22 protein-coding genes are annotated in these 26938 nt (G+C 71.3%); 15 read left to right on the top strand and 7 right to left on the bottom strand.

All coding sequences use genetic code 11. The features are described 5' to 3' along the window. Positions 1-14: 14 nt before the first annotated feature. The 11 genes from CRP52_RS12110 (at position 15) to CRP52_RS12060 (ending at position 13054) form a co-directional block, all read left to right on the top strand. Positions 15-1658, top strand: coding sequence for a peptide ABC transporter substrate-binding protein (locus CRP52_RS12110; protein WP_097236405.1), 1644 nt, complete (start codon positions 15-17; stop codon positions 1656-1658). Positions 1659-1799: 141 nt separating this feature from the next. Further along, positions 1800-2726, top strand: a complete 927-nt coding sequence (locus tag CRP52_RS12105) for an ABC transporter permease (RefSeq protein WP_097236404.1) — start codon at positions 1800-1802, stop codon at positions 2724-2726. After that, positions 2719-3663: an ABC transporter permease gene (locus CRP52_RS12100; RefSeq protein ID WP_097236403.1), complete on the top strand. Its 945-nt coding sequence runs from the start codon at positions 2719-2721 to the stop codon at positions 3661-3663. The genes CRP52_RS12105 and CRP52_RS12100 overlap by 8 nt, the downstream gene beginning before the upstream one ends. A 19-nt stretch (positions 3664-3682) precedes the next feature. Further along, the gene (locus tag CRP52_RS12095) at positions 3683-4732 is read left to right on the top strand and encodes an ABC transporter ATP-binding protein (protein WP_097236402.1); all 1050 of its coding nucleotides are present in this window, start codon (positions 3683-3685) and stop codon (positions 4730-4732) included. Further along, positions 4725-5741 (top strand): ABC transporter ATP-binding protein, encoded by a 1017-nt coding sequence (locus CRP52_RS12090; RefSeq protein ID WP_097236401.1) that lies wholly within the window; start codon positions 4725-4727, stop codon positions 5739-5741. The genes CRP52_RS12095 and CRP52_RS12090 overlap by 8 nt, the downstream gene beginning before the upstream one ends. Before the next feature lie 210 nt (positions 5742-5951). Then, on the top strand, positions 5952-7577 hold the full coding sequence (locus tag CRP52_RS12085) for a peptide ABC transporter substrate-binding protein (RefSeq protein ID WP_097236400.1): 1626 nt from the start codon (positions 5952-5954) through the stop codon (positions 7575-7577). 117 nt (positions 7578-7694) lie between these two features. Continuing rightward, positions 7695-8621: an ABC transporter permease gene (locus CRP52_RS12080; RefSeq protein ID WP_097236399.1), complete on the top strand. Its 927-nt coding sequence runs from the start codon at positions 7695-7697 to the stop codon at positions 8619-8621. Between the two features lie 76 nt (positions 8622-8697). Beyond that, the gene (locus CRP52_RS12075) at positions 8698-9612 is read left to right on the top strand and encodes an ABC transporter permease (protein WP_097240030.1); all 915 of its coding nucleotides are present in this window, start codon (positions 8698-8700) and stop codon (positions 9610-9612) included. Between the two features lie 28 nt (positions 9613-9640). Then, on the top strand, positions 9641-10681 hold the full coding sequence (locus tag CRP52_RS12070) for an ABC transporter ATP-binding protein (protein ID WP_097236398.1): 1041 nt from the start codon (positions 9641-9643) through the stop codon (positions 10679-10681). Beyond that, positions 10671-11828 (top strand): ABC transporter ATP-binding protein, encoded by a 1158-nt coding sequence (locus tag CRP52_RS12065; protein WP_257032430.1) that lies wholly within the window; start codon positions 10671-10673, stop codon positions 11826-11828. The genes CRP52_RS12070 and CRP52_RS12065 overlap by 11 nt, the downstream gene beginning before the upstream one ends. Positions 11829-12004: 176 nt before the next feature. Continuing rightward, positions 12005-13054: an ABC transporter ATP-binding protein gene (locus CRP52_RS12060; RefSeq protein WP_097236397.1), complete on the top strand. Its 1050-nt coding sequence runs from the start codon at positions 12005-12007 to the stop codon at positions 13052-13054. Positions 13055-13068: 14 nt separating this feature from the next. On the opposite strand, the gene CRP52_RS12055 is transcribed toward CRP52_RS12060, so the two are convergent. The 5 genes from CRP52_RS12055 to CRP52_RS12030 form a co-directional block, all read right to left on the bottom strand. Continuing rightward, positions 13069-14787 (bottom strand): ABC transporter family substrate-binding protein, encoded by a 1719-nt coding sequence (locus tag CRP52_RS12055; protein ID WP_097236396.1) that lies wholly within the window; start codon positions 14785-14787, stop codon positions 13069-13071. Positions 14788-14925: 138 nt separating this feature from the next. Then, positions 14926-17316, bottom strand: coding sequence for a hypothetical protein (locus tag CRP52_RS40450; protein WP_179852767.1), 2391 nt, complete (start codon positions 17314-17316; stop codon positions 14926-14928). 243 nt (positions 17317-17559) lie between these two features. Then, positions 17560-18018, bottom strand: a complete 459-nt coding sequence (locus tag CRP52_RS12040; protein WP_220783894.1) for a DUF6113 family protein — start codon at positions 18016-18018, stop codon at positions 17560-17562. Next, positions 18015-18953, bottom strand: coding sequence for an N-acetyl-1-D-myo-inositol-2-amino-2-deoxy-alpha-D-glucopyranoside deacetylase (mshB, locus tag CRP52_RS12035; RefSeq protein ID WP_097236393.1), 939 nt, complete (start codon positions 18951-18953; stop codon positions 18015-18017). Before mshB ends, CRP52_RS12040 begins: the two co-directional genes overlap by 4 nt. A 47-nt stretch (positions 18954-19000) precedes the next feature. After that, complete coding sequence (locus tag CRP52_RS12030) at positions 19001-19195, bottom strand: DUF2304 family protein (RefSeq protein WP_097236392.1); 195 nt, start codon at positions 19193-19195, stop codon at positions 19001-19003. 314 nt (positions 19196-19509) lie between these two features. Between CRP52_RS12030 and CRP52_RS12025 the strand changes: the two genes are divergently transcribed. The 4 genes from CRP52_RS12025 to CRP52_RS12010 all read left to right on the top strand — a co-directional run bounded on the left by CRP52_RS12025 (position 19510) and on the right by CRP52_RS12010 (position 24808). After that, positions 19510-21663 (top strand): S9 family peptidase, encoded by a 2154-nt coding sequence (locus tag CRP52_RS12025; RefSeq protein WP_097236391.1) that lies wholly within the window; start codon positions 19510-19512, stop codon positions 21661-21663. A 213-nt stretch (positions 21664-21876) separates the two neighbouring features. Then, positions 21877-22824: an ABC transporter ATP-binding protein gene (locus CRP52_RS12020; protein WP_097236390.1), complete on the top strand. Its 948-nt coding sequence runs from the start codon at positions 21877-21879 to the stop codon at positions 22822-22824. Further along, a complete protein-coding gene (locus CRP52_RS12015; protein ID WP_097236389.1) occupies positions 22821-23543 on the top strand; it encodes an ABC transporter permease in 723 nt (240 codons plus the stop codon). Before CRP52_RS12020 ends, CRP52_RS12015 begins: the two co-directional genes overlap by 4 nt. 8 nt (positions 23544-23551) lie before the next feature. Further along, positions 23552-24808 (top strand): sensor histidine kinase, encoded by a 1257-nt coding sequence (locus CRP52_RS12010; protein WP_101948178.1) that lies wholly within the window; start codon positions 23552-23554, stop codon positions 24806-24808. 43 nt (positions 24809-24851) lie between these two features. On the opposite strand, the gene CRP52_RS40445 is transcribed toward CRP52_RS12010, so the two are convergent. Together CRP52_RS40445 and CRP52_RS12000 are read right to left on the bottom strand one after the other, a co-directional pair. Further along, complete coding sequence (locus CRP52_RS40445; protein ID WP_097236387.1) at positions 24852-26261, bottom strand: sensor histidine kinase; 1410 nt, start codon at positions 26259-26261, stop codon at positions 24852-24854. Beyond that, positions 26255-26929 carry a response regulator transcription factor gene (locus CRP52_RS12000; protein ID WP_097240027.1) on the bottom strand — a complete coding sequence of 225 codons (675 nt, stop codon included), beginning with the start codon at positions 26927-26929 and terminating at the stop codon, positions 26255-26257. Before CRP52_RS12000 ends, CRP52_RS40445 begins: the two co-directional genes overlap by 7 nt. Positions 26930-26938 lie beyond the last annotated feature (9 nt).

Raw genomic sequence — 26938 nt, 5'->3', positions numbered from 1 at the left:
CAGGAGGCACACCGATGCGTGGTGGGAGCCAGGCCAAGTGGGTTGTCGCAGCTGTTGCGGTCGCCCTTGCCGCGACTGCTTGTAGCAGCAGCAGCGACACCTCCAGCGGGGGCAGCTCCGATGGTGCCGTCAACGCCCAGGGCATCTTCAGCTACCAGAGCGGGGAGCCGCAGAACCCGCTCCAGCCGGCCAACGCCAACGAGACCATCGGTGGCCGTGTCATCAAGAACCTCTTCCGGGGCCTTGTCGACTACGACCCCGCGACCGGTGCGCTGCGCAACCAGGTGGCCGAGAAGATCGAGACCACCGATGCCCAGCACTTCACCGTCACGCTGAAGTCCGGCTGGACCTTCCACGACGGAACCCCGGTCACCTCCAACTCCTTCGTGAAGGCGTGGAACTGGTCGGCCAACGTCAAGAACAACCAGATCAACTCCTCCTGGTTCTCCGACATCGTCGGCTACGACGCCGTCCACCCGGAGAAGGGCGACCCGACCGCCACCGAGATGACCGGTCTGAAGGTCGTCGACGACACCCACTTCACCATCGAGCTGACCAGCCCGGTCTCGTACTTCACGTACAAGCTCGGCTACTCGGCGTTCTCCCCGCTGCCCGAGGGCTTCTTCGCGGACCCGAAGGGCTACGGCGAGAAGCCGGTCGGCAACGGCCCCTACAAGTTCGTCTCGTGGGAGCACAACAAGGCCATCACGGTCCAGGCGTTCGACAAGTACGCGGGCACCGACAAGCCGAAGAACGGTGGCATCGTCTTCCGCAACTACGCCACCGGCGAGGCTGCGTACAAGGACCTGATGTCCGACACCGTGGACGTCCTGGACCAGGTCGACTCGACCGACCTGCCGAAGTTCAAGGACGACCTGGGCAAGCGCGCCGTCGACCAGCCGCAGGGCGCCATCCAGAACATCTCGTTCGCGCTGTACAACGCGGACTGGTCCTCCCTGGACAAGGACAAGGCCGCCAAGATCCGCCAGGGCATCTCGATGGCGATCGACCGCGACACCATCACCAAGACCGTCCTGAACGGCAACCGCCAGCCCGCCGACGCGTTCGTGGCGCCCGGCGTCATGGGCTACAAGGCCGGCACCTGCGGCGACGCCTGCAAGTTCGACCCGGCCAAGGCCAAGCAGCTGATCCAGGAGGGCGGCGGCGTCCCCGGCGGCAAGCTCAGCATCATGTACAACTCCGACGGCAGCCACAAGGAGTGGGTGGACGCGGTCTGCAACTCGATCCGGCAGAGCACCGGCGTCGAGTGCCTCGGTGACCCGAAGCCGGACTTCAAGACCGTCCGCAACCTGGTCACCAAGCAGCAGGTCCCGAGCATGATGCGGACCGGCTGGCAGCAGGACTACCCGCTGAACGCCAACTTCCTGCGTGACGTCTACGGCACCGGTGCGTCCTCCAACGACTCGCACTACTCCAGCCCGGAGTTCGACAAGCTGGCGCAGCAGGCCGACGCCGCGACCACGGTCGAGAAGACCGCCGAGCTGTACCAGCAGGCTGAGGCCGTTCTGGCCAAGGACATGCCGTCCATCCCGCTCTGGTACTACAAGACCAGCTCGGGCTACTCCAACAAGGTCCAGAACGTGAAGTTCGACTCCTTCGGCGACCCGGTCTTCACCGACGTCGAGGTCAAGAAGTAATCGGTCGGCACCGCCTGACCCAGTGCCAACGGCCGGTGCCTGTCCCATCCCCACAAGGGCGGGGACCGGTACCGGCCGTTGGCACGCCGACTTATCTCTTGCCGGGTTGACGGGCCCGGCAGAGCCATACATGGAGGCACGATGGGGCGCTTTGTCGCGAGGCGACTGCTCCAGATGATCCCGGTCTTCCTCGGAACGACCTTGCTCATCTTTGTGATGGTGCACGCGCTGCCGGGCGACCCGGTGGCAGCGTTGTGGGGCGAGAAGGCGCCGGACCCGGCCCAGCTCGCCGCCCGGAGGCACCAGCTGGGCTTGGACAAACCCATGCTCCAGCAGTACTTCGACTACATGAGCGGCATGTTCACCGGGGACTTCGGCAAGACCCTGTCCGGGCGGCCCGTGCTCGACGTGATCACCGAAGCACTGCCGGTCACCATCCGGCTGGCGCTGTTCGCGTTCGCCATCGAGATCGTGCTGGGTGTCGGCGTCGGCCTGTTCGCCGGTCTGCGCCGCGGCAAGGCGTTCGACAAGGGCGCCCTGGTCATCACCCTGCTGCTGATCTCGATCCCGGTCCCGGTGCTGGGCTTCATCTTCCAGACGATCTTCGCGGACGATCTGAAGTGGGTCACGCCGACCGTCCAGAACTCCGACGACATCACGCAGCTGGTGCTGCCGGCCTTCGTGCTCGGCTCGCTGTCGCTGGCCTACGTCGCGCGTCTCACCCGTACCTCCATAGCCGAGAACATCAAGGCCGACTACGTGCGCACCGCGGTGGCCAAGGGCCTGCCGCGCCGCAAGGTGATCACCACTCACCTGCTGCGCAACTCGCTGATCCCGGTCGTCACCTTCCTGGGCACCGACCTCGGCGCCCTCATGGGCGGCGCGATCGTGACCGAGGGCATCTTCAACGTCAAGGGCGTCGGCAACGCGCTCTACCACGCGATCAACCTGAAGGAGGGCTCGACGGTCTCCGGCTTCGTGGCCTTCCTGGTGATCGTGTACCTGGCCGCCGGCCTGATCGTCGACCTGCTTTACGCGGTCCTGGACCCGAGGATCCGTTATGCCTGACCTGACCGAGAAGAAGACCGCCGGGGACATCCCGGCGCAGCGCACCGGGACGAGCGCGGTGCAGAAGCCGGAGAAGGCCCGCAGCCTCGGCTCCGACGCCTGGCACGACCTGCGCCGCAAGCCGATCTTCGTGATCTCCGCGCTGCTGATCCTGCTGCTGGTGGTCATCGCGATCGCGCCGGGCCTGTTCACCTCGGTGGACCCGCGCGCCGGTGACCTGCGCAACCACTACCTGACGAAGCCGAACTACAGCCACTTCTTCCAGCCGGACTGGTTCGGCTACGACCTCCAGGGGCGCAGCATCTACGCCCGCGTCCTGTACGGCGCCCGCGCGTCGGTGGTGGTCGGCATCTGCGTGACCCTCGGTGTGACCATCCTCGGTGGCATCGCCGGCATGGTCGCCGGTTACTTCGGCGGCTGGGTCGACACGATCATCTCCCGCGTCACCGACATCTTCTTCGGCATCCCGCTGCTGCTCGGCTCGCTGGTGATCCTGAACGCCTTCACCTCGCGCACCATCTGGAGCGTGGTCTTCGCGCTCGTCGCCCTGGGCTGGACCCAGATGACCCGTGTCATGCGCGGCTCGGTGATCACGGTCAAGCAGGCGGACTTCGTGACGGCCGCCAAGGCGCTGGGCGCCGGCACCGGCCGGATCATGTTCCGTCACATCCTGCCGAACGCGATCGCTCCGGTGATCGTCGTCGCCACCATCGCGCTCGGCGGCTACATCGCCACCGAGGCGACGCTGAGCTTCCTCGGCATCGGTCTGCAGGACCCGACCATCTCCTGGGGCATCGACATCAACTCGGCCCAGAAGGTGATCCGTACGGCGCCGTTCGCCCTGTTCTTCCCCGCCGGCATGCTGAGCCTGACCGTGCTGGCCTTCATCATGCTCGGCGACGCGGTGCGCGACGCCCTCGACCCGAAGCTCCGCTGAGAGAAGAGGTGACGACCCGATGACCACCGTGATCGAGAACGACCAGAAAAACGACCGTCTCGAAGTTGGCACCCCTCTCCTGGAGGTGAAGGACCTCCACGTGGAGTTCCACACCCGGGACGGGATCGCCAAGGCCGTGAACGGCGTCAACTACTCCGTCGCGGCCGGCGAGACCCTCGCCGTGCTCGGCGAGTCCGGCTCCGGCAAGTCCGTGACGGCACAGACCATCATGGGCATCCTGGACATGCCCCCGGGCAAGGTGACCCAGGGCCAGATCCTGTACCGCGGCCAGGACATGCTCACGATGAGCAACGAGGACCGGCGCAAGATCCGCGGCCGGAAGATCGCGATGATCTTCCAGGACGCGCTGTCCGCGCTCAACCCCGTGCTCAGCGTCGGCCACCAGCTCGGCGAGATGTACCGGGTGCACGAGGGTGCCTCCAAGGCCGTGGCCAAGGCCAAGGCCATCGAGCTGATGGACCGGGTGCGCATCCCCGCTGCCAAGCAGCGCGTGAACGACTACCCGCACCAGTTCTCCGGCGGCATGCGCCAGCGCATCATGATCGCCATGGCGCTGTCCCTGCAGCCCGACCTGATCATCGCGGACGAGCCCACCACCGCCCTGGACGTGACCGTCCAGGCCCAGGTGATGGACCTGCTCGCCGAGCTGCAGGCCGAGTACAACATGGGCCTGATCCTGATCACCCACGACCTCGGCGTGGTCGCCGACGTCGCGGACAAGATCGCCGTGATGTACGCCGGCCGGATCGTCGAGACGGCCCCGGTGCACGACCTGTACGCGAACCCCGCGCACCCGTACACCAAGGGCCTGCTCCGCTCCATCCCGCGCCTGGACCAGAAGGGCCAGGAGCTGTACGCGATCAAGGGCCTGCCCCCGAACCTGCTGAAGGTTCCGGCCGGCTGCGCGTTCAACCCCCGCTGCGACGTCGCCACCGACCTGTGCCGCACCGAGATCCCGGTGCTGCACCACGTGACGGACAAGGACGGCAAGGAGCTCACCGGCCGCCGCAGCGCGTGCCACCTCTGGAAGGAGACCCTCCATGGCTGAGAACATCCTGGAGGTCAAGGACCTGGTCAAGCACTACCCGCTGACCCAGGGCATCCTCTTCAAGAAGCAGGTCGGCGCGGTCAAGGCGGTTGACGGCATCTCGTTCGACCTGAAGAAGGGCGAGACGCTCGGCATCGTCGGCGAGTCCGGCTGTGGCAAGTCCACGCTGGCCAAGGTGCTGATGAACCTGGAGCGGCCCACCTCCGGCCAGGTGCTGTTCAAGGGCGAGGACATCTCCCAGCTGTCCGGTGCGGCCCTCAAGGCCGTCCGCCGGAACATCCAGATGGTGTTCCAGGACCCGTACACCTCGCTCAACCCGCGCATGACGGTCGGCGACATCATCGGTGAGCCGTTCGAGATCCACCCGGAGGTGGCGCCGAAGGGCGACCGCCGCAAGGCCGTCCAGGACCTGCTGGACGTCGTGGGTCTGAACCCGGAGTACATCAACCGGTACCCGCACCAGTTCTCCGGCGGCCAGCGCCAGCGCATCGGCATCGCCCGCGGTCTCGCGCTCAAGCCCGAGATCATCATCTGCGACGAGCCGGTCTCCGCTCTGGACGTGTCCGTCCAGGCGCAGGTGATCAACCTGCTGGAGCAGCTGCAGGGCGACTTCGGGCTCTCCTACATGTTCATCGCGCACGACCTCTCCATCGTCCGGCACATCTCCGACCGCGTCGGCGTGATGTACCTGGGCAAGATGGTCGAGATCGGCTCCGACGAGGAGATCTACGAGAACGCCACCCACCCGTACACCCAGGCGCTGCTCTCCGCGGTGCCGGTGCCGGACCCGACGGCGCGCGAGTCGCGGGACCGGATCGTGCTCACCGGGGACATCCCGTCGCCGGCCAACCCGCCGTCCGGCTGCCGTTTCCGCACCCGTTGCTGGAAGGCGCAGGACCGCTGCGCCGAGGAGATCCCGCTGCTCGCGGTCCCCTCGGTGCTGGAGGGCCCGGCCGCGCACGACTCGGCCTGCCACTTCCCCGAGGTCCGGGAGCAGGCTGCCGCCTGATCCCCACTCTCCCCGGAAGGGCCCGTGGCTTCGCCGCCACGGGCCCTTCCGTCGTTCGGGCGGTCGGGCGGTCGGGCGGTCGGGCGGTCGGGCGCTGCGTCAACTCCGCAGCAGGTCACCGCACCCATCCGGGTGCACCCGACTCGCGCCGTCGCCGGGGCGCGCTTCTCATGGGGTGTGATGCGACACACACCTTGAGGAGGGACCTCCATGCCCGTAGCTGCCCGTGCTCGCCTGGTCCTCGCCGCTGCGACGTCCGTGGTCCTGGTGGCCACCGGGTGCAGCAGCAGCGGCGGTGGAGGGGGCGGTGGGTCGTCGGACGCCACCAAGAGCTTCAGCTACCAGAGCAACGAGCCGCAGAACCCGCTGCAGCCCGCCAACGCGAACGAGGTCGGCGGCGGTCGCATCATCCAGAACCTCTTCAAGGGGCTGGTCGACTACGACCCGAGCAACGCCAAGATCCGGATGCAGGTCGCGGACAAGATCGACACCACTGACTCGCAGACCTTCACCGTCACGCTGAAGGACGGCTGGAAGTTCCACGACGGCACCCCGGTGCACGCCAAGAACTTCGTCAACGCCTGGAACTGGGGCGCCAACCCCGCCAACAGCCAGATCAACAGCTCCTGGTTCTCGGACATCGAGGGCTACCAGGACATCCACCCGACCTCCGGCAAGCCCACCACGGACAAGATGTCCGGCCTGACCGTCACCGACGACCTGCACTTCACGATCAAGCTGAGCCACAAGGTCTCGTACTTCGAGTACAAGCTCGGCTACATCGCCTTCTCGCCGCTGCCGGACGGCTTCTTCAACGACCCGAACGGGTACGGGCAGAAGCCGGTGGGCAACGGCCCGTACCAGTTCGTCAGTTGGTCGCACAACAGCCAGGTGGTCACCAAGGCCTTCCCGGACTACCAGGGCGTGGACAAGCCGAAGAACGGCGGCATCGTCTTCAAGATGTACACCACGTCCGAGGCCGCCTACGCCGACCTGCAGTCCAACAACCTGGACGTGATGGACCAGGTGCCGCCCTCCGCGCTGGCGACGTACAAGAACGACCTCGGCGATCGGGCGGTGGACGCCCCGCAGGGTGCCATCCAGAACATCGGCTTCACGCTCTACCAGGCCGACTGGTCCTCCCCGGACAAGGCCAAGGTGCGCCAGGGCCTGTCGATGGCGATCGACCGCAACACCATCTCCAAGACGGTGCTGCAGGGCTCCCGCAAGCCGGCCACCGCCTGGGTGGCCGAGGGCGTCGAGGGCTACAAGGACGGCGCCTGCGGGGACTTCTGCACGTTCGACGCGGCCAAGGCCAAGCAGCTGATCCAGGAGGGCGGCGGCGTCCCCGGCAACAAGCTGCTGATCACCTACAACGCGGACGGCGGCCACAAGGAGTGGGTCGACGCGGTCTGCAACTCGATCCGGCAGAGCACCGGGGTCGACTGCCTGGGCGACCCCAAGCCCGACTTCAAGACCGCGCGGGCAGCGATCACCGGGCACCAGCTCAACGGCGCCTTCCGCACCGGCTGGGTGCAGGACTACCCGCTGAACGCCAACTTCCTGGCCGACGTGTACCGCACCGGCGCCGCCTCCAACGACTTCGGGTACAGCAACCCGCAGTTCGACGACGCCGCCACCAAGGCCGACGAGGCGCCCAGCGTCGCCGACACCGTGTCCGGCTACCAGCAGGCCGAGGCCGTGCTGCCGAGCGGGATGCCGGCCATCCCGCTCTGGTACTACCGGACCAACTCGGGCTACTCGACCAAGGTGCAGAACGTGAAGTTCGACTCCTTCGGAAACCCGGCCTGGACCCAGGTCGAGGTCAAGGGCTGATCCCCGGGCCCAGGCCCTGATCCCTTCGCGCCGGCCCCGCCCTCCCCGCACGGAGGGCGGGGCGCGGTCTCCCGGCCGACCGGCCCGGCCGGTCGACCCCCTAGGAAGGAGGCTCGGATGGGCAGTTACGTGCTGCGGCGGGTGCTGCAGATGATCCCGGTGTTCTTCGGCACCACGCTGCTGATCTTCCTGATGGTCTACTCGCTGCCCGGCGACCCGGTCGCGGCGCTGTTCGGCGAGAAGGCCGCCGACCCGGCCGTGGTGGCCAGCATCAAGCACACGTACTACCTGGACCAGCCGATCTGGAAGCAGTACCTGCACTACATGGGGAACCTCTTCCAGGGGGACTTCGGAACCAGCTTCACGGGCCGTCCGGTCTCCGAGATCATGGCGGACGCCTTCCCGGTCACCATCCGGCTGGCGCTGATGGCCTTCGTCTTCGAGATGGTCCTGGGCCTCGCCCTCGGCGTGGTCTCCGGGCTGCGGCGCGGCAGCATCCCGGACACCCTGGTGCTGATCCTGACCCTGGTGGTGATCTCGATCCCGGTCTTCGTGCTGGCCTACATCGCACAGACGGTGTTCGCCACCAACCTGGGCTGGGTCACGCCGACCGTCCAGGACAGCTACGACCTCTCCCAGCTCGTGCTGCCGGCCGTCGTCCTGGGCTCGCTCTCGCTGGCGTACGTCGCCCGGCTCACCCGGACGTCCATCGGCGAGAACCTGCGGGCCGACTACATCCGCACCGCCGTCGCCAAGGGCCTGCCCCGACGGACCATCATCACCCGCCACCTGCTGCGCAACTCGCTGATCCCGGTGGTCACCTTCCTCGGCACCGACCTCGGTGCGCTTATGGGCGGGGCGATCGTCACCGAGGGCATCTTCAACGTGCAGGGCATCGGCAACGTCCTGTACCGGGCGATCAACCACAAGGAAGGCCCCACCGTGGTCGGCATCGTGACCGTGCTGGTGATCGTCTACCTGGTCGCCAGCCTGCTCGTCGACCTGCTCTACGCGGTCCTGGACCCGAGGATCCGCTATGCCTGACATCCACGACGAGGACTCGTACGAACCGCACCCCAAGCCCGGCGTCTCCCGCCTCGACTACGCAGGGGAGCAGGGCATGGCGGTCGAGCAGGAGACCCTGGTCGAACGCGACGCGGTGAAGCGGGAGGAGGCCCGCAGCCTCTGGGGCGACGCCTGGCGGGACCTGCGCCGGCGGCCCATCTTCCTGATCTCCGCGGTGCTGATCCTGCTGCTGGTGCTGATGGCGATCTTCCCCTGGGCGTTCACCGACGCCGACCCGCGCAAGGCCGACCTGGTCAACGACTACCTGAAGCGGCCGGACTGGGGCGACGTCTTCGGGGCCGGCTGGTTCGGCTACGACGCGCAGGGCCGGTCCATCTACGCCCGGGTGATCTACGGCGCCCGCGCCTCGATCACCGTCGGCATCTTCGTGACCGCCGCCGTCACCGTGCTCGGCGGGCTGACCGGGATGGTCGCCGGCTACTTCGGCGGCGCCGTCGACGCGGTGATCTCCCGGATCATCGACATCTTCTTCGGCATCCCGCTGCTGCTCGGCGCGCTGGTGATGCTGAACGCCTTCTCCACCCGCACGGTGTGGAGCGTGGTCATCGCCCTGGGCGTGCTCGGCTGGACCCAGATCGCCCGGGTGATGCGCGGCGCGGTGCTGACCGTCAAACAGGCCGACTACGTGGTGGCCGGGCGGGCGCTCGGCGCCGGGACGGGCCGGCTGATGTTCCGGCACATCCTGCCGAACGCGATCGCCCCGGTGATCGTCGTCGCCACCATCGCGCTCGGCGGCTACATCGCCACCGAGGCGACGCTGAGCTTCCTCGGCATCGGTCTGCAGGACCCGACCATCTCCTGGGGCATCGACATCTCCTCCGCCCAGAAGGTCATCCGGACGGCGCCCTACGTGCTGTTCTTCCCTGCGGCGGCGCTGTCCGTCACCGTGCTGGCCTTCATCATGCTGGGCGACGCGGTGCGCGACGCCCTCGATCCGAAGCTTCGCTGAGCGAGGGGAGCGCATCGTGAGTACAGCGATGGACACCACCGGGAGCGAACGAGAGGCGCCCTACCAGGGGCCGCTGCTCGACGTACGGGACCTGCACGTCGAGTTCGTCACCCGGGACGGCGTCGCGAAGGCCGTCAACGGCGTCGACTACAGCGTCCGGGCGGGCGAGACCCTGGCGGTGCTGGGCGAGTCCGGCTCCGGCAAGTCGGTGACGGCGCAGGCGATCATGGGCATCCTCGACATGCCGCCGGCCCGGATCCCGGGCGGCGAGATCCGCTTCCGGGGCCGGGACATGCTCAGGATGAGCAAGGACGAGCGGCGGAAGATCCGCGGCCAGAAGATCGCGATGATCTTCCAGGACGCGCTGTCCGCGCTCAACCCGGTGCTCAGCGTCGGCTTCCAGCTGGGCGAGATGTTCCGGGCCCACCACGGCGTCTCCCGCGCGGAGGCGAAGGAGAAGGCCGTCGAGCTGATGGACCGGGTGCGCATCCCGGCCGCCAAGCAGCGGGTGGACGACTATCCGCACCAGTTCTCCGGCGGCATGCGTCAGCGCATCATGATCGCGATGGCATTGGCGCTGGAGCCGGACCTGATCATCGCGGACGAGCCGACCACCGCGCTGGACGTGACGGTGCAGGCCCAGGTGATGGACCTGCTGGCCGACCTGCAGTCCGAGTTCAACATGGGCCTGATCCTGATCACCCACGACCTGGGCGTGGTCGCGGACGTCGCGGACAAGATCGCGGTGATGTACGCGGGCCGGATCGTGGAGACCGCGCCCGTGCACGAGCTGTACGCGCGGCCCGCGCACCCGTACACCAGGGGCCTGCTGGACTCCATCCCGCGGCTGGACCAGAAGGGCCAGGAGCTCTACGCGATCAAGGGCCTGCCGCCCAACCTGCTGCGGATCCCCGCGGGCTGCGCCTTCAACCCGCGCTGCCCGCGGGCGCAGGACATCTGCCGGACCGACGTGCCGGAGCTGTTCCCGGTCAGCGAGGACGACGGGACACCGGTGGAGGGGCGCGGCAGTGCCTGCTTCTTCTGGAAGGAGACCCTCCATGACCGCTGACGGGGCCAGTACGCCGGGGGCGGGGGTGCCGGGAGAGAGGGGACCGGAGGGGGCGGCGCCGGCGCCGGAGGAGGCCGCCTTCGCGCAGGAGGTGCCGCGCGGCGAGCCGATCCTGGAGGTCCGCGACCTGGTCAAGCACTTCCCGCTGACCCAGGGCGTCCTGTTGAAGAAGCAGGTCGGCGCGGTCAAGGCGGTCGACGGCGTCAGCTTCGACCTGATGCAGGGCGAGACGCTCGGCATCGTCGGCGAGTCCGGCTGCGGGAAGTCCACGCTGGCCAAGGTCCTGATGAACCTGGAGCCGGCCACCGGGGGATCCGTCCGGTACAAGGGGGAGGAGATCTCCCGGCTCTCGGGAGCGGCGCTGAAGGCCGTCCGCCGCAACATCCAGATGGTGTTCCAGGACCCGTACACCTCGCTGAATCCGCGGATGACCGTCGGCGACATCATCGGTGAGCCGTTCGAGATCCACCCGGAGGTGGCGCCGAAGGGCGACCGCCGCAAGGCCGTCCAGGACCTGCTGGACGTGGTCGGGCTCAACCCGGAGTACATCAACCGGTACCCGCACCAGTTCTCCGGCGGCCAGCGCCAGCGCATCGGCATCGCACGGGGGTTGACGCTCAAGCCGGAGATCATCATCTGCGACGAGCCGGTCTCGGCGCTGGACGTGTCGGTGCAGGCGCAGGTGATCAACCTGCTGGAGCAGCTGCAGGGCGACTTCAACCTGTCGTACATGTTCATCGCGCACGACCTCTCGATCGTCCGGCACATCTCGGACCGGGTCGGTGTGATGTACCTGGGCAGGATGGTCGAGATCGGCAGCGACGCGGAGATCTACGACCACGCGACGCACCCGTACACCCAGGCGCTGCTCTCGGCGGTGCCGGTGCCGGACCCGACGGCGCGCGAGTCGCGGGACCGGATCGTGCTCACCGGGGACGTGCCCTCGCCGGCCAACCCGCCGTCCGGCTGCCGCTTCCGCACCCGCTGCTGGAAGGCGCAGCAGCGGTGCGAGGACGAGGTGCCGCTGCTCGCCTCGCCGTCCTGGCTTCGCGGGGCGGCGTTCCATGACTCGGCGTGTCACTTCGCGGCGGAGCGCGGGAACGGGCACAGCGCGGCGGAGCGCGAGAACGAGCAGGGCGCGGACTGAGGGTTCCGCTTCGAGGGCGCGTCCACTGTCCGGTGGACGCGCCCTCGGCGTTCGGTCGGCCCGTCGGGCCCGTGATGGAAAAGAGATCTGCCGCAGGCTCGCCAAGTGCGGCCCGGTCCTTGATAGTTGCTCTGCGCCTATCGGTGGTCGCTGCTGCGATGAGGAGGGCTGCTCACATGGACGCGGTGGAGGTGATCGGCGGCGGACGGGGGAGCCTGACGCCCGGGGCCCCGTTGCTGGAGGTCGAGGATCTGCACGTGGAGTTCCATACCCGGGACGGCGTCGCCAAGGCCGTCAACGGGGTGAGCTACGCGGTGTCGGCCGGCGAGACGTTGGCGGTGCTGGGGGAGTCGGGGTCGGGCAAGTCGGTGACGGCGCAGGCGATCATGGGCATCCTGGACATGCCGCCGGGGCGGATCACCTCGGGGCGGATCCTGTTCCGCGGCGAGGACCTGCTGACCATGGGCGCCGGCGCCCGGCGGGCCGTCCGGGGCCGGCGGATCGCGATGATCTTCCAGGACGCGCTGTCCGCGCTCAACCCGGTGCTCAGCGTCGGCTTCCAGCTGGGCGAGATGTTCCGGGTGCACCACGGCGTCTCCCGCGCGGAGGCGAAGGAGAAGGCCGTCGAGCTGATGGACCGGGTGCGCATCCCGGCCGCCCGGCGGCGGGTGCACGACTACCCGCACCAGTTCTCGGGCGGCATGCGCCAGCGCATCATGATCGCGATGGCGCTGGCGCTGGAGCCGGACCTGATCATCGCGGACGAGCCGACCACCGCGCTGGACGTGACGGTGCAGGCCCAGGTGATGGACCTGCTGGCCGACCTGCAGTCCGAGTTCAACATGGGCCTCATCCTGATCACCCACGACCTGGGCGTGGTCGCGGACGTCGCCGACAGGATCGCGGTGATGTACGCGGGCCGGATCGTGGAGACCGCGCCCGTGCACGAGCTGTACGCGCGTCCGGCGCACCCGTACACCAGGGGCTTGCTGGACTCCATCCCGCGGCTGGACCAGAAGGGCCGGAACCTGCACGCCATCCAGGGCCTGCCGCCGAGCCTGCTGCGGATCCCGGAGGGCTGCGCCTTCAACCCCCGCTGCGACCGGGCGCAGGACCGCTGCCGTGCCGAACTCCCACCGCTGGTCCCGGTGACGGGGGAGCACGGGGAGGAGCTGGCGGGCCGGCGCAGTGCCTGCCACTACTGGCGCGAGACGCTGCACGGCTGAGCCGGGCCGGCGGCCTACTTCACGAAGCCGACGTTCTCCCAGACGATGTCGGACAGGCCCTGCGCGCCGATGTTGGCGAGGTCGGCGCGGGCGCCGTAAAGCTGCGGGCGCTGGTAGAGCGGCAGGACGCCGGCCACCTTCCAGAGCTCGCCGTCGGCCTGGTTGACCGCCTCGGAGACGGTGGCCGCGTCGGTCGCGGCGGCGGCCCGGTCGAGTGCGGCGTCGGCCGCCGGGCTGCCCGCGCCGACGTGGTTGGTGCCGCCGTTCTGGACGAAGTTGGCGCGGCTGCCGCTGGCCGGGAAGGGGGTGCCGATCAGCGAGTAGGCGGTGAGGTCGAAGTCGCCGCGGTTGACGTACTTGTCGAAGAACTCGTTGGCGGGGGCGCTCGCCGTGGTGACCTTGATCCCGACGTCCTTGAGCATCCGGGTGGTGTCGGCGGCCTCGTTCTGGGCCTGGGTGACGCCGGCCGGGATGATCATCCGCAGGTTCAGCTCGCGGCCGTCCTTCTTCCGTACGTCGCCGCCGTCCGTCTTCCAGCCGGCCGCGTCCAGCTTGCGGGCGGCCTCGGCGGGGTCGTAGCGGGCCAGGCCCAGGGAGTTGTCGCGGTAGCCGTTCTGATTGGTGACCAGCAGGTGGTTGTTGAGCGGGACGACGGGCCAGTCCAGGCCGTTGAGGTCGGCGCGGATGAGGGCGTCCCGGTTGATGGCCTGGAAGACGGCCTGGCGTACGGTCGCGTCGCTCAGCGCGGGGGTGCGGGCGTTCAGGGTGAGCTGCCGGAAGTCCGGGCCGCCGGCGCGGCGCACGACGGCGCCCTTGACGTTCCGGATGGTCTGGTAACCGGCCACGTCGGGGCCGTTGTTGACGAGGTCGAGCTGTCCCTTGGCGAAGGCGGCGGGCATCGCGTCGGGGAGCATCGCGTGGAAGACGATCCTGTCCAGCACGGGCTTGTCGCCCCACCAGGCGGGGTCGGCGACCAGGGTGACGGTCTGTGCGGCACGGTCCAGCTGTTCGACCTTGAACGGGCCTGCGGTGACCGGGATCGCGTCCAGGTAGGAGGAGTTGAACAGCTCCGGGGTGGAGATCCGGGAGGCCGGCAGCAGCGGGGCGTTGCCGGCGCCGTTGAACATCGACTGCCACTCGGAGAACGGCCGGTCGAAGGTCATCACGGCCTGGAAGTCGTCCTTGCCGCGCTCGACCGCCGAGACCAGCTCGAAGCCGGTGCTGCTGGAAGGCTTGTAGGCCGGGTCCTTGCCGTTCAGGGCGCGCCAGTTGGCCTCGATGTCGCGCCAGGTGATCGGGGTGCCGTCGGACCAGTGGGCCTTCGGGTTGAGCGTCCAGGTGACCACCTGCCGGCCGTCCCTGAGCTCGGAGTGGGCCTCCTGCAGGTAGGCGGGGTTGACGGTCTGGGTGCCGGCCGCGTCCGAGCGGAAGAAGGTCGGCAGCAGCGGCTTGGTGACGGCGATGGTCGAGGACTCGCTGCCGTCGGTGTGGATCGGCGACCACTGGCGGGAGAACTGGGTGATCGCCAGGTTGAGGGTGCCGCCCTGGCGCAGCTGGGCGCGGTCGTGGGGGTTGATGTCGATCGAGGTGAGCTTGGGCGACGCGGGCGCGGACGGCAGTGCGTCGCTGCCGCCGCCCTGGCCGGCTGCGCAGGAGCAGAGCGCCAGCGAGAGGGTGAGCGCGGTGAGGCCGGCGAGCAGGGCCGTCCCGTGGTGCTGGAGGCGGCGGCCCATCGACGTGCTCCCCGAGGTGGATGTGGCGGAAGGTGTGGCGTCACATCTTGCTGACCGGCAGGGCAGTTGTCGAGGGGCGGGCCCGGATGCGGACCCGCCCCCGTGACGAGGGCCCCCGATGACGGGGGCTCCGGTGCGTCAGACCGTGAACTTGAAGGTGCGGTCCTTGTCGCCGGTCTTGTCGAGGACGGAGGTGATGCCGTCCGCGACGTCCTGCGGAGCGATCGGGACGAGCTGGCCGTTCTTCTTGACCTTCACCTTGTCGAACACGTTGCCCAGCTGGGAGGCGAGCGCGTCGAGGTCCCACTTGGGCACGATCTTGCCGGAGGCGTCCGGGACGAGCGTGAGCACCTTGGCGGCGGTCTTCGGGCCGAAGTCCCAGGACTTGGTGCCGGCCACGACGTGCACCTTGCCGGCGGCCACCTGCTTGCCGAGGCTGTCGGCGGCGGCCTGGAGGGCCTGGGTGGAGACCTTCGGCTGGGCGGCCGTGACGGCGAGGGCGATCGGCTGGTCGGGCTTGCCGGCCGCGCGGTCGCGGTAGGCCTGCTCGATCACGTCCAGGGCGCTCGCCGAGTCCACCGCCTGGCCGGCCCGGCCGGGGACGACGATCGGCTCGCCGTTGGGGTCGCCGAACCTGACGTAACCCTCCTGCAGGCCCTGGCCGGAGCCGGCGGCCAGCGTGTCCAGGGCGGCCTTGAGCTTGGCCCGGTCGACCTTGACGTCCGGCGCGACGGCCTTGCTGCCGCCCTTGAGCGACTTGAACACGTCGACCGGGTTGTAGCTGTGCTGGGCCAGGCCGTCCACGGTGCCGGTGGTGTCGAAGCCCAGCCCGGCCACGGTCGGGTCGAGGTCCACGGTCTGGTCGCCGATCTTCAGCTTGAGCGGCTGCTGGCCGGCCTTGCCGACCGACTCGTCCAGGGTGTGGATCGCCTGGTCACGGCTGTTGCCGCCGATGTCGGTGCCGAGCACCACGGTGCCCTTGGGGACGTCGGACTGGTTGAGCATCAGGCCGGTGCCGTACGCGGCGGCGCCGAGGAACAGCACGGCGCCGATGCCGTAGACGCCCAGCTTGACCAGCTTCTTGCCGCCGCCGCGCTTGGCCTTGCCCTTGCCCTTGGCGGGCGCGGGCTCGGCCTTGGCGGGCGCCGGGGCGGGTACGGGCGAGGCGGCGGACGGACCGCCGTGGGCGGGCTCGGGCCGGGGCCCGGTGCCCGGGGCGGGCAGCGGGGTGACCTCGGTGGCCTCCGGGTCGCGGCCGGGCTGCGGGGGGCGGCCGGGCTGCTGGGCGGTGCCGGGCGCGCCCGGGAAGAGCGCGCCGGGTCCCGCCGGGCCGGCCGGGCCGTCCTGGCCGGGGCCGGCCGGGCGCTGGGTGGCGAACGGGTCGGCGCCGGTCGGGGCCGAGGCGAACAGGCCCGGCTGCTGACGGCCGTCGGCACCGTTCGGGGCGCCGTTGCGCGGAGGGCCGGATATCCCGGCGGGCGGCGGGGCGTCCTCGCGGATCGGCTTGAAGCCGTCGACCGAGGTGTCCTCCGGGCCGGGCTCGGGGCCCGGGCCGCCCTGCGGGCGCGGGCCGTTCGGCTGGAAGCCGTTCTGCGGGCCGCCCTGCTGCGGGCCGCCCTGCGGGGAGCCGTTGGGCCGGGCGCCGTTCGGCCGCGGGCGGTTCGGCAGCTGCCGGCTCTGCTGGGGGCGGCCGCCGCGCGGGCCGCGGGTGCCGGCGTCGGGGCCGGGGGTCGGGGCGAACGGGTCGGCGACCGGGGCGAAGGGGTCGGCGGCGGGCGCGAACGGGGCGGCGGCCTCGTAGACGCCCGGTTCCTCGGCCGGGGCGTCGGCGCGGCGCGGCTCGGCGGGCGTCGGGGCGGTCCGGTTCGGCGACTTGCCCTGCGCGGGCACCGGACGGCCGTTGGGCGCGCCGTCGGTACGGGCGGCGCCGCTCGCGCCCTGACGGGCAGCCTGCGGCCGGGGCGCGGCGGCGGTGCCGGACGCGGCCGGGCCCTCCGGTGCGCTCGGGGCGCCGGACGGCACGGCGGCGGGGGCGGGCTCGGTGGGCTGGGCCTTCTTCTGCCGCGGCCGGAACCAGGCGCCGGTGGACTCGGACTCGGAGGTCGCCGCCGGGATCGCCGGGATCTCCCACTCCGGCGGCAGGTTCGGCGGGGTGGCCGAGCGGTCGCCGCCCTCCATCACGCCGAGGACAGGCGAGGCCGGCGCGGAGCGGTGCCGCGGCCCGCCCTGCTCGGCGGCGGCCTGGGCCTCCTCGGCCGGGGCGTCCTCGTTCTTGACGGTGCTGCGGACGACGACCGGCGGGATCGGGCGCGAGCCGGGGATGTTGATCCGGACCCGGGTGGTCAGGGTGGTCTCGGTCTTCGGGCCGTCGTCCTCGCCGCCCGACGCGGCACCCTGGCCGGCGCCGGCCGAGGCCCGGTCGCCGCCGGGCAGCCCCGGTGTGCCGTAGGGCGGGGTGCCCGACGGGTAGGCGTCCGGGCCCGTGCGCCGGGGCGTCGGGTGGGCGTTGTCAGATTCGCGGCTGCTCAATGCTGCTCTGCTCCGGGTTCGCGGGCGGGCCGTGCGGCGCGACCGCGGTTCGTGGGCGCCGGGCCCGGCTGGGGCGGGCGGCGGTCGGGTACGGCGTTCTGCGGGACCACCATACTGGGAAGAACTGAGCGGTGAACGGCTTCGGACAGATCCTGATACGTCCGGTTCCTCCGGTATGAGAGTAAGGCCGTGTGTTCCTGACTGCGCGTCGTACGCGGTGCCGTACGGCGTGCGCGGCCGGGGTCAGCGCGGAGGGCCGGGTACCCCGGGGAACCAGCTGGTGCGGGTGGGCAGGGTGGCGCAGATCACGCCGAGGACCGAGCCGGCGAACAGCCAGGCCAGCGAGGTCGCGTTGGACCACAGCACGTTGTCGCCCTCGGGTCGGGGCACGATCATCAGCAGCATCGCCACGAACCAGCCGGCCACCGGGGCGGCCGCGCCGAGCCGGGTGCCGGTGACCCGCAGCCCGGCGTAGAAGGTGGCGGCGGTCGCGGCGAGCGCCAGCAGGACTCCCACGGGCGGCCACAGGGCCTGCACAAAGGATCCGCAGACCGACACCGCGAAACCCAGCAGGCAGAACAGGACATAGGCCGCGATCCGGGCGGCGCGCGGGGGTTGGGGCTCGGCCAGCCGCTCCTCGCGGGTGCCGAGGACGGCCGCCGGGATCGAGCGGCGCGGCGGCGGGGCGGCGGGCTTGCTCATCGGACGCCCTCCCCGGCGCTCGCGGTGGCGTCGTCGAGTTCCGCCTCGACGGGGGCGGTGGGGTCGAGGCCCGCGAACAGGTCGTCCTCCGGCTCGCCCGGCCCGGCCTGGCCGCGCACCAACTGGTAGTACTCGGTGGCGAGCAGCGGCTGGCCGAGGTCGTTGGAGAGCGCGAAGAAGGCGCCGTCCACGGTGATCTGGGTGGCGTGCGCGGCCATCGCGGCGGCCTTGGCCCCGGCGTACGCGGCGCCGTCCAGCACCGTGGTGACCACCTCGTCGGCGACCACGCCGGGGACGTCGGACGGCTGCGCGACGCCCGGGAAGCGGGCCGCGGCGGCGGTCTCGGCGAGCCCGGCCTCGATCACCGAGCGGGGCATCCGGTTCCAGTACACCTTGGCGATCCGCCAGGCCGGGCCCGCCTCCGGGCGGTGCGCCGGATCGGCGGCCAGGTCGTACGCGCGCATCGCGACCCGGTGGGCCTGGATGTGGTCCGGGTGCCCGTAGCCGCCGTTCTCGTCGTACGTGACCAGCACCTGCGGCCGCACCTCGCGGATCACCGCGACCAGGTGGCCGGCCGCCTCGTCCACGTCCGCCTGCCAGAAGCAGCCGGGCGCGTCGTTCTCGGGCACGCCCATCATCCCGGAGTCGCGGTAGCGCCCGGGGCCGCCGAGGAAGCGGACGTCGGTGACGCCGAGGGCGTGCATCGCCTCGGTCAGCTCGCCGATGCGGTACGCGCCGAGGGTGTCGTCCCGATCGGCCGTCAGGTGGGCCAGCTCCGGGGGGATCACCTCGCCGCCCTCGCCGAGGGTGCAGGTCACCAGCGTGACCCGGGCGCCCTCGGCGGCGTACCGGGCCATGGTGGCGCCGTTGCCGATCGACTCGTCGTCGGGGTGCGCGTGCACGAGGAGGAGTCGGCGGCCGGTAGTCGCGGTCATGGGAGGAAGCCTAACGACCGGGCGGTACGGGTCTGGTCGCTCGGGGGTCAGAGCTTCAGGCCATTGATCATTCCGGCGAGGTTGCTGGTGACCTGGCTGATCGACGGGGCGATCGAGCTGGAGGCCAGGTAGAAGCCGAGCAGTGCGCAGACGATCGCGTGCGCCAGCTTCAGGCCGGAGCGGCGGATCAGCACCACCACGATGACCAGCATCAGCACGACTGCGGAGACGTTCATGGCCATGTCGGCTCACACCCCTTCTCGGGCGCGCCACCCCCTGGGGAGGGGCGGCGGTGGGACGGTGCGGGACTGAGGCTGCGGGCGGTCGGGGCCCGGGACGGGGCGACGATCACTCGCCTGACAAGTCATACCCGATGGGTAAGGGACGCATTACCTTCGGTGAGCCCCGGCGTGCCGGGGCGTCGCGGCACTCGCGGGGCGCATGGGCCGGTCGGAGGCGGTTTGGACCTCTTTGGGGCGTACTTGGCGACGATGCTCCGAACGAGTGATCACCAGCCTCCCGGCAGCGGCAGTTCGGCGTCGTAGGGTCTGGTGCCATGACCTCCCACACCCCTGCGGACACCTTCCCCCGGCAGTACGCGCGGACCCTGCGCTACACCGTCGGCGCCCCCCGTTCGTTCTCCGTCGCACCGGACGGCTCGCGGGTCGTCTTCCTCCGCTCGCGCTCGGGCAGCGACCGGGCCAACCTGCTCTGGAGCCTGGACACCGCCACCGGCGAGGAGCGGATCGCCGCCGACCCGGCCGCGCTGCTCGGCGGCGGCGAGGAGGACCTGTCGCCGGCCGAGAAGGCCCGCCGCGAGCGCAGCCGCGAGGGCTCGGCCGGCATCGTCGGCTACTCCCTGGACGCGGCCGGCGCGCGGGCCGCCTTCGCGCTGTCCGGCCGGCTGTTCACGGCCGACCTGGTCACCGGCTCCACCGCCGAACTGCCCGCCCAGGGGCCGCTGTTGGACCCGCGGATGTCGCCGGACGGCGGGTACGTCGCCTACGCCAACACCGCCGGAGAGCTGCGGCTGACCCGGACCGACGGCAGTGGCGACAAGGTGCTCGCCGAGCCGGACGGCCCGAACGTCACCTGGGGGCAGGCCGAGTTCATCGCCCAGGAGGAGATGGACCGCGCCCGCGGCTTCTGGTGGTCCCCGGCGGGCGACCGGCTGCTGGTCGAGCGGGCCGACGACAGCCCGGTGGGCCGCTGGTGGATCGCCGACCCGGCCAACCCGGACCGCGAGCCCGCCGAGATCGCCTACCCGGCGGCCGGCACCGCCAACGCCGAGGTCGGGCTGTGGGTGCTCGACCTGGACGGCGGGCGCACCGAGGTGGTCTGGGACCGTACGGCCTTCCCGTACCTCGGCCGGGTGCACTGGTCGGAGGGCGGCGTGCCGCTGCTGCAGGTGCAGTCCCGCGACCAGCGCAGCCAGCGGATCCTCGGTCTGGACGTGGCCACCGGCGCCACCGAGGTGCTGCACGAGGAGAAGGACGGCACCTGGCTGGAGCTGTTCCCGGGCGTCCCGGCGTGGACCCCGGACGGCAAGCTGGTGCGGATCTCCGACGAGGGCGGGGTGCGCGCGCTGGTGGTCGGCGACCGGGCCGTCACCGGGACCGACCTGCACCTGCGGTCGGTCGTCGCGGTCACCGCGGACGAGGTGTTCTTCACCGCCTCCGGAGGTGAGACCGAGACCGACCCGGAGCCCGGCTGGATCGCCGTCGGCCGGATCAGCCACGACGGCAAGCGGCTCGGCTGGGAGTCCTCCAACGGGCGGCCGTTCACCTCCGTCACCAGCGCGGTGCACGGCGGCGGGATCACCGTGCGCGCCACCGCCGAGCCCGACCTGCCCGGCGCCCTCGTCCAGGTCGCCCGGGACCTGCCGGAGGGCGTGGTCGTCGACGACGTCGCCACCATCGCCTCGTACGCCGAGACCCCGGTCATCACCGCCCGCCCGGTCTTCCGCTTCGCCGGCGAGCGCCGCATCCCGACCGCCGTCTTCCTGCCCACCGGCTACGACCGCGAGCGCGACGGCCTGCTGCCCGTCCTGATGGACCCGTACGGCGGCCCGCACGGCCAGCGCGTCGTCCAGGCGCACAACCCGCACCTCAACTCGCAGTGGTTCGCCGACCAGGGCTTCGCGGTGGTCGTCGCCGACGGGCGCGGCACCCCCGGGCGCGGGCCGGCCTGGGAGAAGTCGATCGCCTTCGACTTCGCCGGGGCCACCCTGGACGACCAGGCGGACGCGCTGCAGGCGCTCGCCGAGGAGTTCCCGCTGGACCTCGGCCGGGTGGCGATCCGCGGCTGGTCGTACGGCGGCTACCTCGCCGCGCTGGCCGTGCTGCGCCGCCCGGACGTCTTCCACGCGGCCGTCGCCGGCGCGCCGGTGACCGACTGGGCCCTGTACGACACCCACTACACCGAGCGCTACCTGGGCGACCCGGCCGAGCGGCCCGAGGTGTACGCCGCCAACTCGCTGGGCGGGTACGCGGCCGGGCTGGAGCGCCCGCTGATGATCATCCACGGGCTGGCCGACGACAACGTGCTGGCCGCGCACACCCTGCGGCTCTCCTCGGCGCTGCTCGCCGCCGGGCGCCCGCACACCGTGCTGCCGCTGTCCGGCGTCACCCACATCACGCCGCAGGAGGAGGTCGCGGAGAACCTGCTGCTGGTCCAGGTCGACTTCGTGAAGCGCTCGCTGGGACTGTGAGCGAGCCGGGGGCGGCAGGCCGCCCCTGACCCGCCCCTTCGCGGCCGGTGCCCCCTGACCGGGGTACCGGCCGCCGGCATGACATCCGTCATACCGAAGGCACGACGGCGGACACTGCCGCCGGGACCGGCCCGCGCGGGACTCTGAGGTGGTGCGAACAGCACCGACCGTGACATCACGAGCGTGACACCATCAGGGAAGAGGAGCCGGGCGATGGACACCGAGGTGGCCGCCTTCCGCGGCGTGGGCAAGAGCTACGGGCGGGTACAAGCCGTGGACGGACTGGACCTCGTGCTGCGGCCGGGCGAGACCGTCGCCCTGCTCGGCCCGAACGGCGCCGGCAAGTCCACCAGCCTGGACCTGCTGCTCGGCCTGCGGGAGCCCGACCGGGGCAGCGTGACGCTGTTCGGCGGCACCCCGCGGGCGGCGATCGCGGCCGGCCGGGTCGGGGCGATGCTGCAGAGCGGCGGGCTGATGTCCGACGTCAAGGTGCGCGAGCTGGTCCAGCTCGCCTGCGACGTGCATCCGCGCGGGCGGTCGGTCACGGGGGTGCTGGCCGACGCGGGGATCACGGAACTGGCGGAGCGCCGGGTCGACAAGCTGTCCGGGGGCCAGGAGCAGCGGGTCCGCTTCGCGCTGGCGATCGCCGGCGACAACGACCTGATCGTGCTGGACGAACCCACCACCGGCATGGACGTCAGCGTCCGGCAGGCGTTCTGGGCGAGCATGCGGGCGCAGGCCGACGCCGGGCGCACGGTGCTGTTCGCCACCCACTACCTGGAGGAGGCCGACTCGATCGCCGACCGTGTCCTGGTCCTGCACCGGGGCCGGCTGATCGCCGACGGCAGCTCCGCCGAGATCAAGGCGCGGGCCGGCGCCCGCCGGATCGCCTTCGAACTCCACGACGCGGACGGGCAGTTCGCGGAGAGCGTGCTGCGCGCCCTGCCGGGCGTGCAGTCGCTGGACGTCACCGCCCGGGTCCCCGGGGTGCGGACGGTGCGGATCCGGACCGCGGACTCCGACGCGAGCGTGGCCGGGCTCTACCGGGCGGGCCTGTACCCGCGCGGGCTGGAGGTCACCGGCGTGGGCCTGGAGCAGGCCTTCCTGACCATCACCGGCGAACTGGACCAGTACGAGGCAGCCATGGAGAGTGCGCGATGACCACCCTGATCAGGCTGGAGATCCTGCGGACCCTCCGTAACCGGCGCTACCTGCTCTTCACCATCGCCTACCCGGCGCTGATGTACTTCTTCTTCATCCACGCCTACGGCACCACCAAGCTGGCCGGCGGACTGCCGGTGAAGACCTACTTCATGGTCTCGATGGCCACCTTCGGAGCCGTCGGCGCGGTGCTCACCGGCAGTGCGCAGCGGATCTCGTTGGAGCGCAAGAGCGGCTGGGTGCGCCAGCTGCGGCTGACCGCGCTGCCCGGCCGGGCGTACACCGTCGGCAAGATCGCGGCGAGCGCGGTCACCACCCTGCCGTCGATCCTGGTGGTCTTCGCGGTCGGCGCGAGCCAGGGCGTCTCGCTCACCGCGGCGCAGTGGGCCGGGCTGGCGGTGGCGCTGTGGCTGGGCAGCTTCGTGTTCGCGGCGCTCGGCGTGGCGCTCGGGTACGCGGCGGCGCCGGACTCGGTGCAGACCATCGTGATGATCACGTACATGCTGATGTCGCTGTTCGGCGGCACCTGGTTCCCGGTGACCGGCACGCTGGAGAAGTTCGCCCGGTTCAACCCGGTGTACCTGTACAACCACCTGGCCACCTTCACCCGGCCCGGGAACTCCCTGGACCTCGTCGCGGTCGCCGGTCTGGCCGGCTTCCTCGCGGTGTTCGTCGTCGCCGCGGCGGCCCTGTACCGCCGCGACACCCGCCAGGCATGATGATCCACATGAGCGACGCGCGTCAGACCCACCGCCCCGACGAGCATCCGGAGGTGGGTGTGGCGCGTGCGTCGTTCATGAACGTCCCCGGCGCCCCGGTGGAGACCCGGCGGCAGATGCTGGTCAAGGTCGCCTGGATGCTGCTGTGGATGCTCTACCTGGCCTACCCGGCGGGCGACCTGCTGAGCGGGAACCACAGCACGGCCGGGAAGGTGTTCGGGTGGTGCTGCCTGGCCGGGTTCGTGGCCGCCTACGTCCTGCTGGTGATCTTCCGCTCGCAGGCGGGGATGCGGCCGCGCGCCTGCGTGGCGATCGTGGCGACGATGATCGGGCTGGCGACCGCCGCCTCGGTGGTGCTCGGCGGCGCGTTCCTGACGCTGTTCATCTACGCCTCGGTGTGCCTGGCGATCATCATCCCGGCGCAGTACGCGCTGCGGGCCCTGCTCGCCCTGGCCGTGCTCACCGCGGCGGTCGGGCTGGGCATCGGCGCCGGCAACGACAACATCACCACCTTCGCGCTCAGCGCCTTCCTCTCCGGCGTCGCGATGACCGGCCTGCAGCGGCTGGTCGCCACCATGAAGGAACTGCGCGAGGCCCGGGCCGCCGTCGCGCACCTGGCCGCCTCCGAGGAACGGCTGCGGCTCGCCCGCGACCTGCACGACCTGCTCGGGCACTCGCTGTCGCTGATCACGCTGAAGAGCGAGCTGGCCGGGCGGTTCATGGACGCCGGCAAGGACGAGGCGGCGCGGGCCCAGGTCGCCGACATCGAGCAGGTCGCCCGGCAGTCGCTGATCGACGTCCGGGAGGCGGTGACCGGCTTCCGCCGGCCCACCCTGCCGGTCGAACTCGCCGCCGCCCGTACGGCGCTGGCCGCCGCCCAGGTCCGGCTGGAGGCCGCGCCCGAGCTGGTGGACCGCTGGCCGGGGCTGGCCAACGAGGAGGCGGGCGCGCTGGCCTGGGCGCTGCGCGAGGCCGTCACCAACATCGTCCGGCACGGCGAGGGCGCCACGGTCTGCACGGTCACGGCGGACGAGAGCTGGGAGTCGGGCGGCGAGCGCTACGCCGTCCTGGAGATCGCCGACAACGGGCGCGGGCCGGGCAAGTCCCAGCCGGGGAACGGGCTCTCCGGGCTGGAGGAGCGGCTGGCGCTGGTCGGCGGGCGGCTGGAGACCGGGCCGGGGGAGCGCGGGAAGGGCTTCCGGCTGCGGGCCTCGGTGCCGTTGCGGACGGTGTCGGCGCCGTCCGAGCCCTCGACGGCGGGTTAGGGCCTGTCCGGGGGCCTGTCTTCAGACCCCCGCCTGCGGGGCTTCAGGCGGACGGGAGTTCCAGCACGAAGCGGGCGCCGCGCGGCGCGTGGGCGACCCGCAGGGTGCCGCCGTGCCGGGTGGCGACGTCGGCCGCGATGGCCAGGCCCAGGCCGCTGCCGCCCGCGTCCCGGCTGCGGGCCTCGTCGAGCCGGGTGAACGGCTCGAAGATCCGCTCGCGGTCCTCCGGCGGCACGCCCGGGCCGTCGTCCCGGACCTCCAGGACGCAGCCGCGCGCGGTCTGCCGTACGGACATCGCGACCTCGGTGGCCGCGTGCCGCCGGGCGTTGTCCAGCAGGTTGCGCACCAGGCGGTGCAGCCGGATCCGGCTGCCGCGCACCAGCACCTCGTCGGGCGCGTCCACCCGCAGGGCGAGCCGGGGGCCGAAGGCCGGGCGGTACTGGTCGGCGAGTTCGCGCAGGACGGCGGACAGGTCGACGGTGGCGGGCCGGCCGGCCGTCTCCGGACGGGTGCCCCTGGCCAGGAACAGCAGGTCCTCGGTGAGCTGTTGCAGCCGCTCGACCGAGGTGAGTGCCTCCTGGGTGGCGGCCGGCCAGTCGGTGCGCTCGGGGTGGGCCAGCGAGACCTCCAGGTTGGTGCGCAGTGCCGCGATCGGGCTGCGCAGCTCGTGCGAGGCGTCCGCGACGAAGCGCTGCTGCTGGGCGGCCGAGCGCTCCAGGCGGTCCAGCGTGGCGTTGGTGGTCCGCGCCATCCGGGTGATCTCGTCGCCGGAGGGCGGCACCGGGACGCGACGGTCCAGCCGGTGCTCGCCGATCTCGGCGAGCTCGGCGCGGATCGCCTCCACCGGGCGCAGCGCCCGGCTGGTCGCCAGCCAGGACATCAGTGCGACCAGCAGCGCGGCGGCCGGTACGCCCGCCTGCAGCACCGGGTCGATGGTGCGCAGCGAGGCCTCGGCGGCGAACGGGGTGGCCAGCACGTACACCGTGAACGGGCCGACCTGCGGCTTCACCTGGTAGCCGTCCTTGCGCAGCAGCGGGCTCCAGCTGCCCATCGCGGTGAAGGTGCGACCCGAGTAGCGGTTGGCGGCGGCGCCCCCCGCGGGGCCGACGGTGATCCGTTGCACCGACTGCCAGTCGTCCGGCGCCAGGTGCGGTACGGCGGGCGGCAGCGGCCCGGCCAGGTGCTGGGTGGTCAGCGGACCGCTCATGATCACCACGTGGCCGTCGCTGCCCAGTACCAGGTACGGCAACTGCCCTTTGTCCGCGAGCTGTTGACCGAACTTGTAGCCGGTGCTGATCTCCCGGGCCTGCGTCCTCGCCTCGGACTCGGCGGCCGCCAGCTGCGCGTCGTAGAGGTGGCCGCGCAGCCACCAGGCGCCGCCGCCGAGCAACAGCAGTGCCGCCAGGCCGGCCGCCAGCGAGGTGCGCAGCCGGGTGGAGAGGCGACTCAGCACGACCCGGCCTCCAGCCGGTAGCCGGCGCCGCGCACGGTGGTGATCGAGCGGACGCCGAACGGGGTGTCCACCTTGCGGCGCAGCATGCTCACGTACACCTCGACGATGGACTCCTCGCCGTCGAAGGCGATGTCCCACACCTCGTCGACGATCCGGCGCTTGGACAGCACCTCGCCGGGGTGCTCGGCCAGGCAGCGCAGGACGGCGAACTCGCGTTCGGTGAGCGTGACTTCGGCGCTGCCCCGGCCGCAGCGGCGGGCCGCCGGGTCCAGCCACAGGTCGCCCACCCGCAGCAGCGGGCCCGGCGTCTGGCTGCGGCGGATCAGGGCGCGCAGGCGGGCCAGGAAGACCAGGTAGGAGAACGGCTTGGTGAGGTAGTCGTCGGCGCCCGTGTCCAGGCCCTCGGCCTCGTCGTACTCGCCGTCCTTGGCGGTCAGCATCAGGATCGGGGTGGTCACGCCGTCGGCGCGCAGCGCCTCGCACACCTTGTAGCCGTTCAGGCCGGGCAGCATGATGTCGAGCACGATCGCCCGGTAGGCGTGCCGGCGGGCCAGCCGCAGGCCGGTCAGGCCGTCCGGGGCGAGGTCGACGGTGTAGCCCTCGGCGTCCAGGCCGCGCCGTACGGCCGCGGCGACCTGGGCGTCGTCCTCCACCACCAGAATCTCCATGCGGATCAG

The organism is Streptomyces sp. 1331.2, assembly GCF_900199205.1.
GTDB lineage: Bacteria > Actinomycetota > Actinomycetes > Streptomycetales > Streptomycetaceae > Kitasatospora.
The sequence above is the reverse complement of the archived record's forward strand: the minus strand, read 5'-3'. Positions and strand labels throughout refer to the sequence as shown.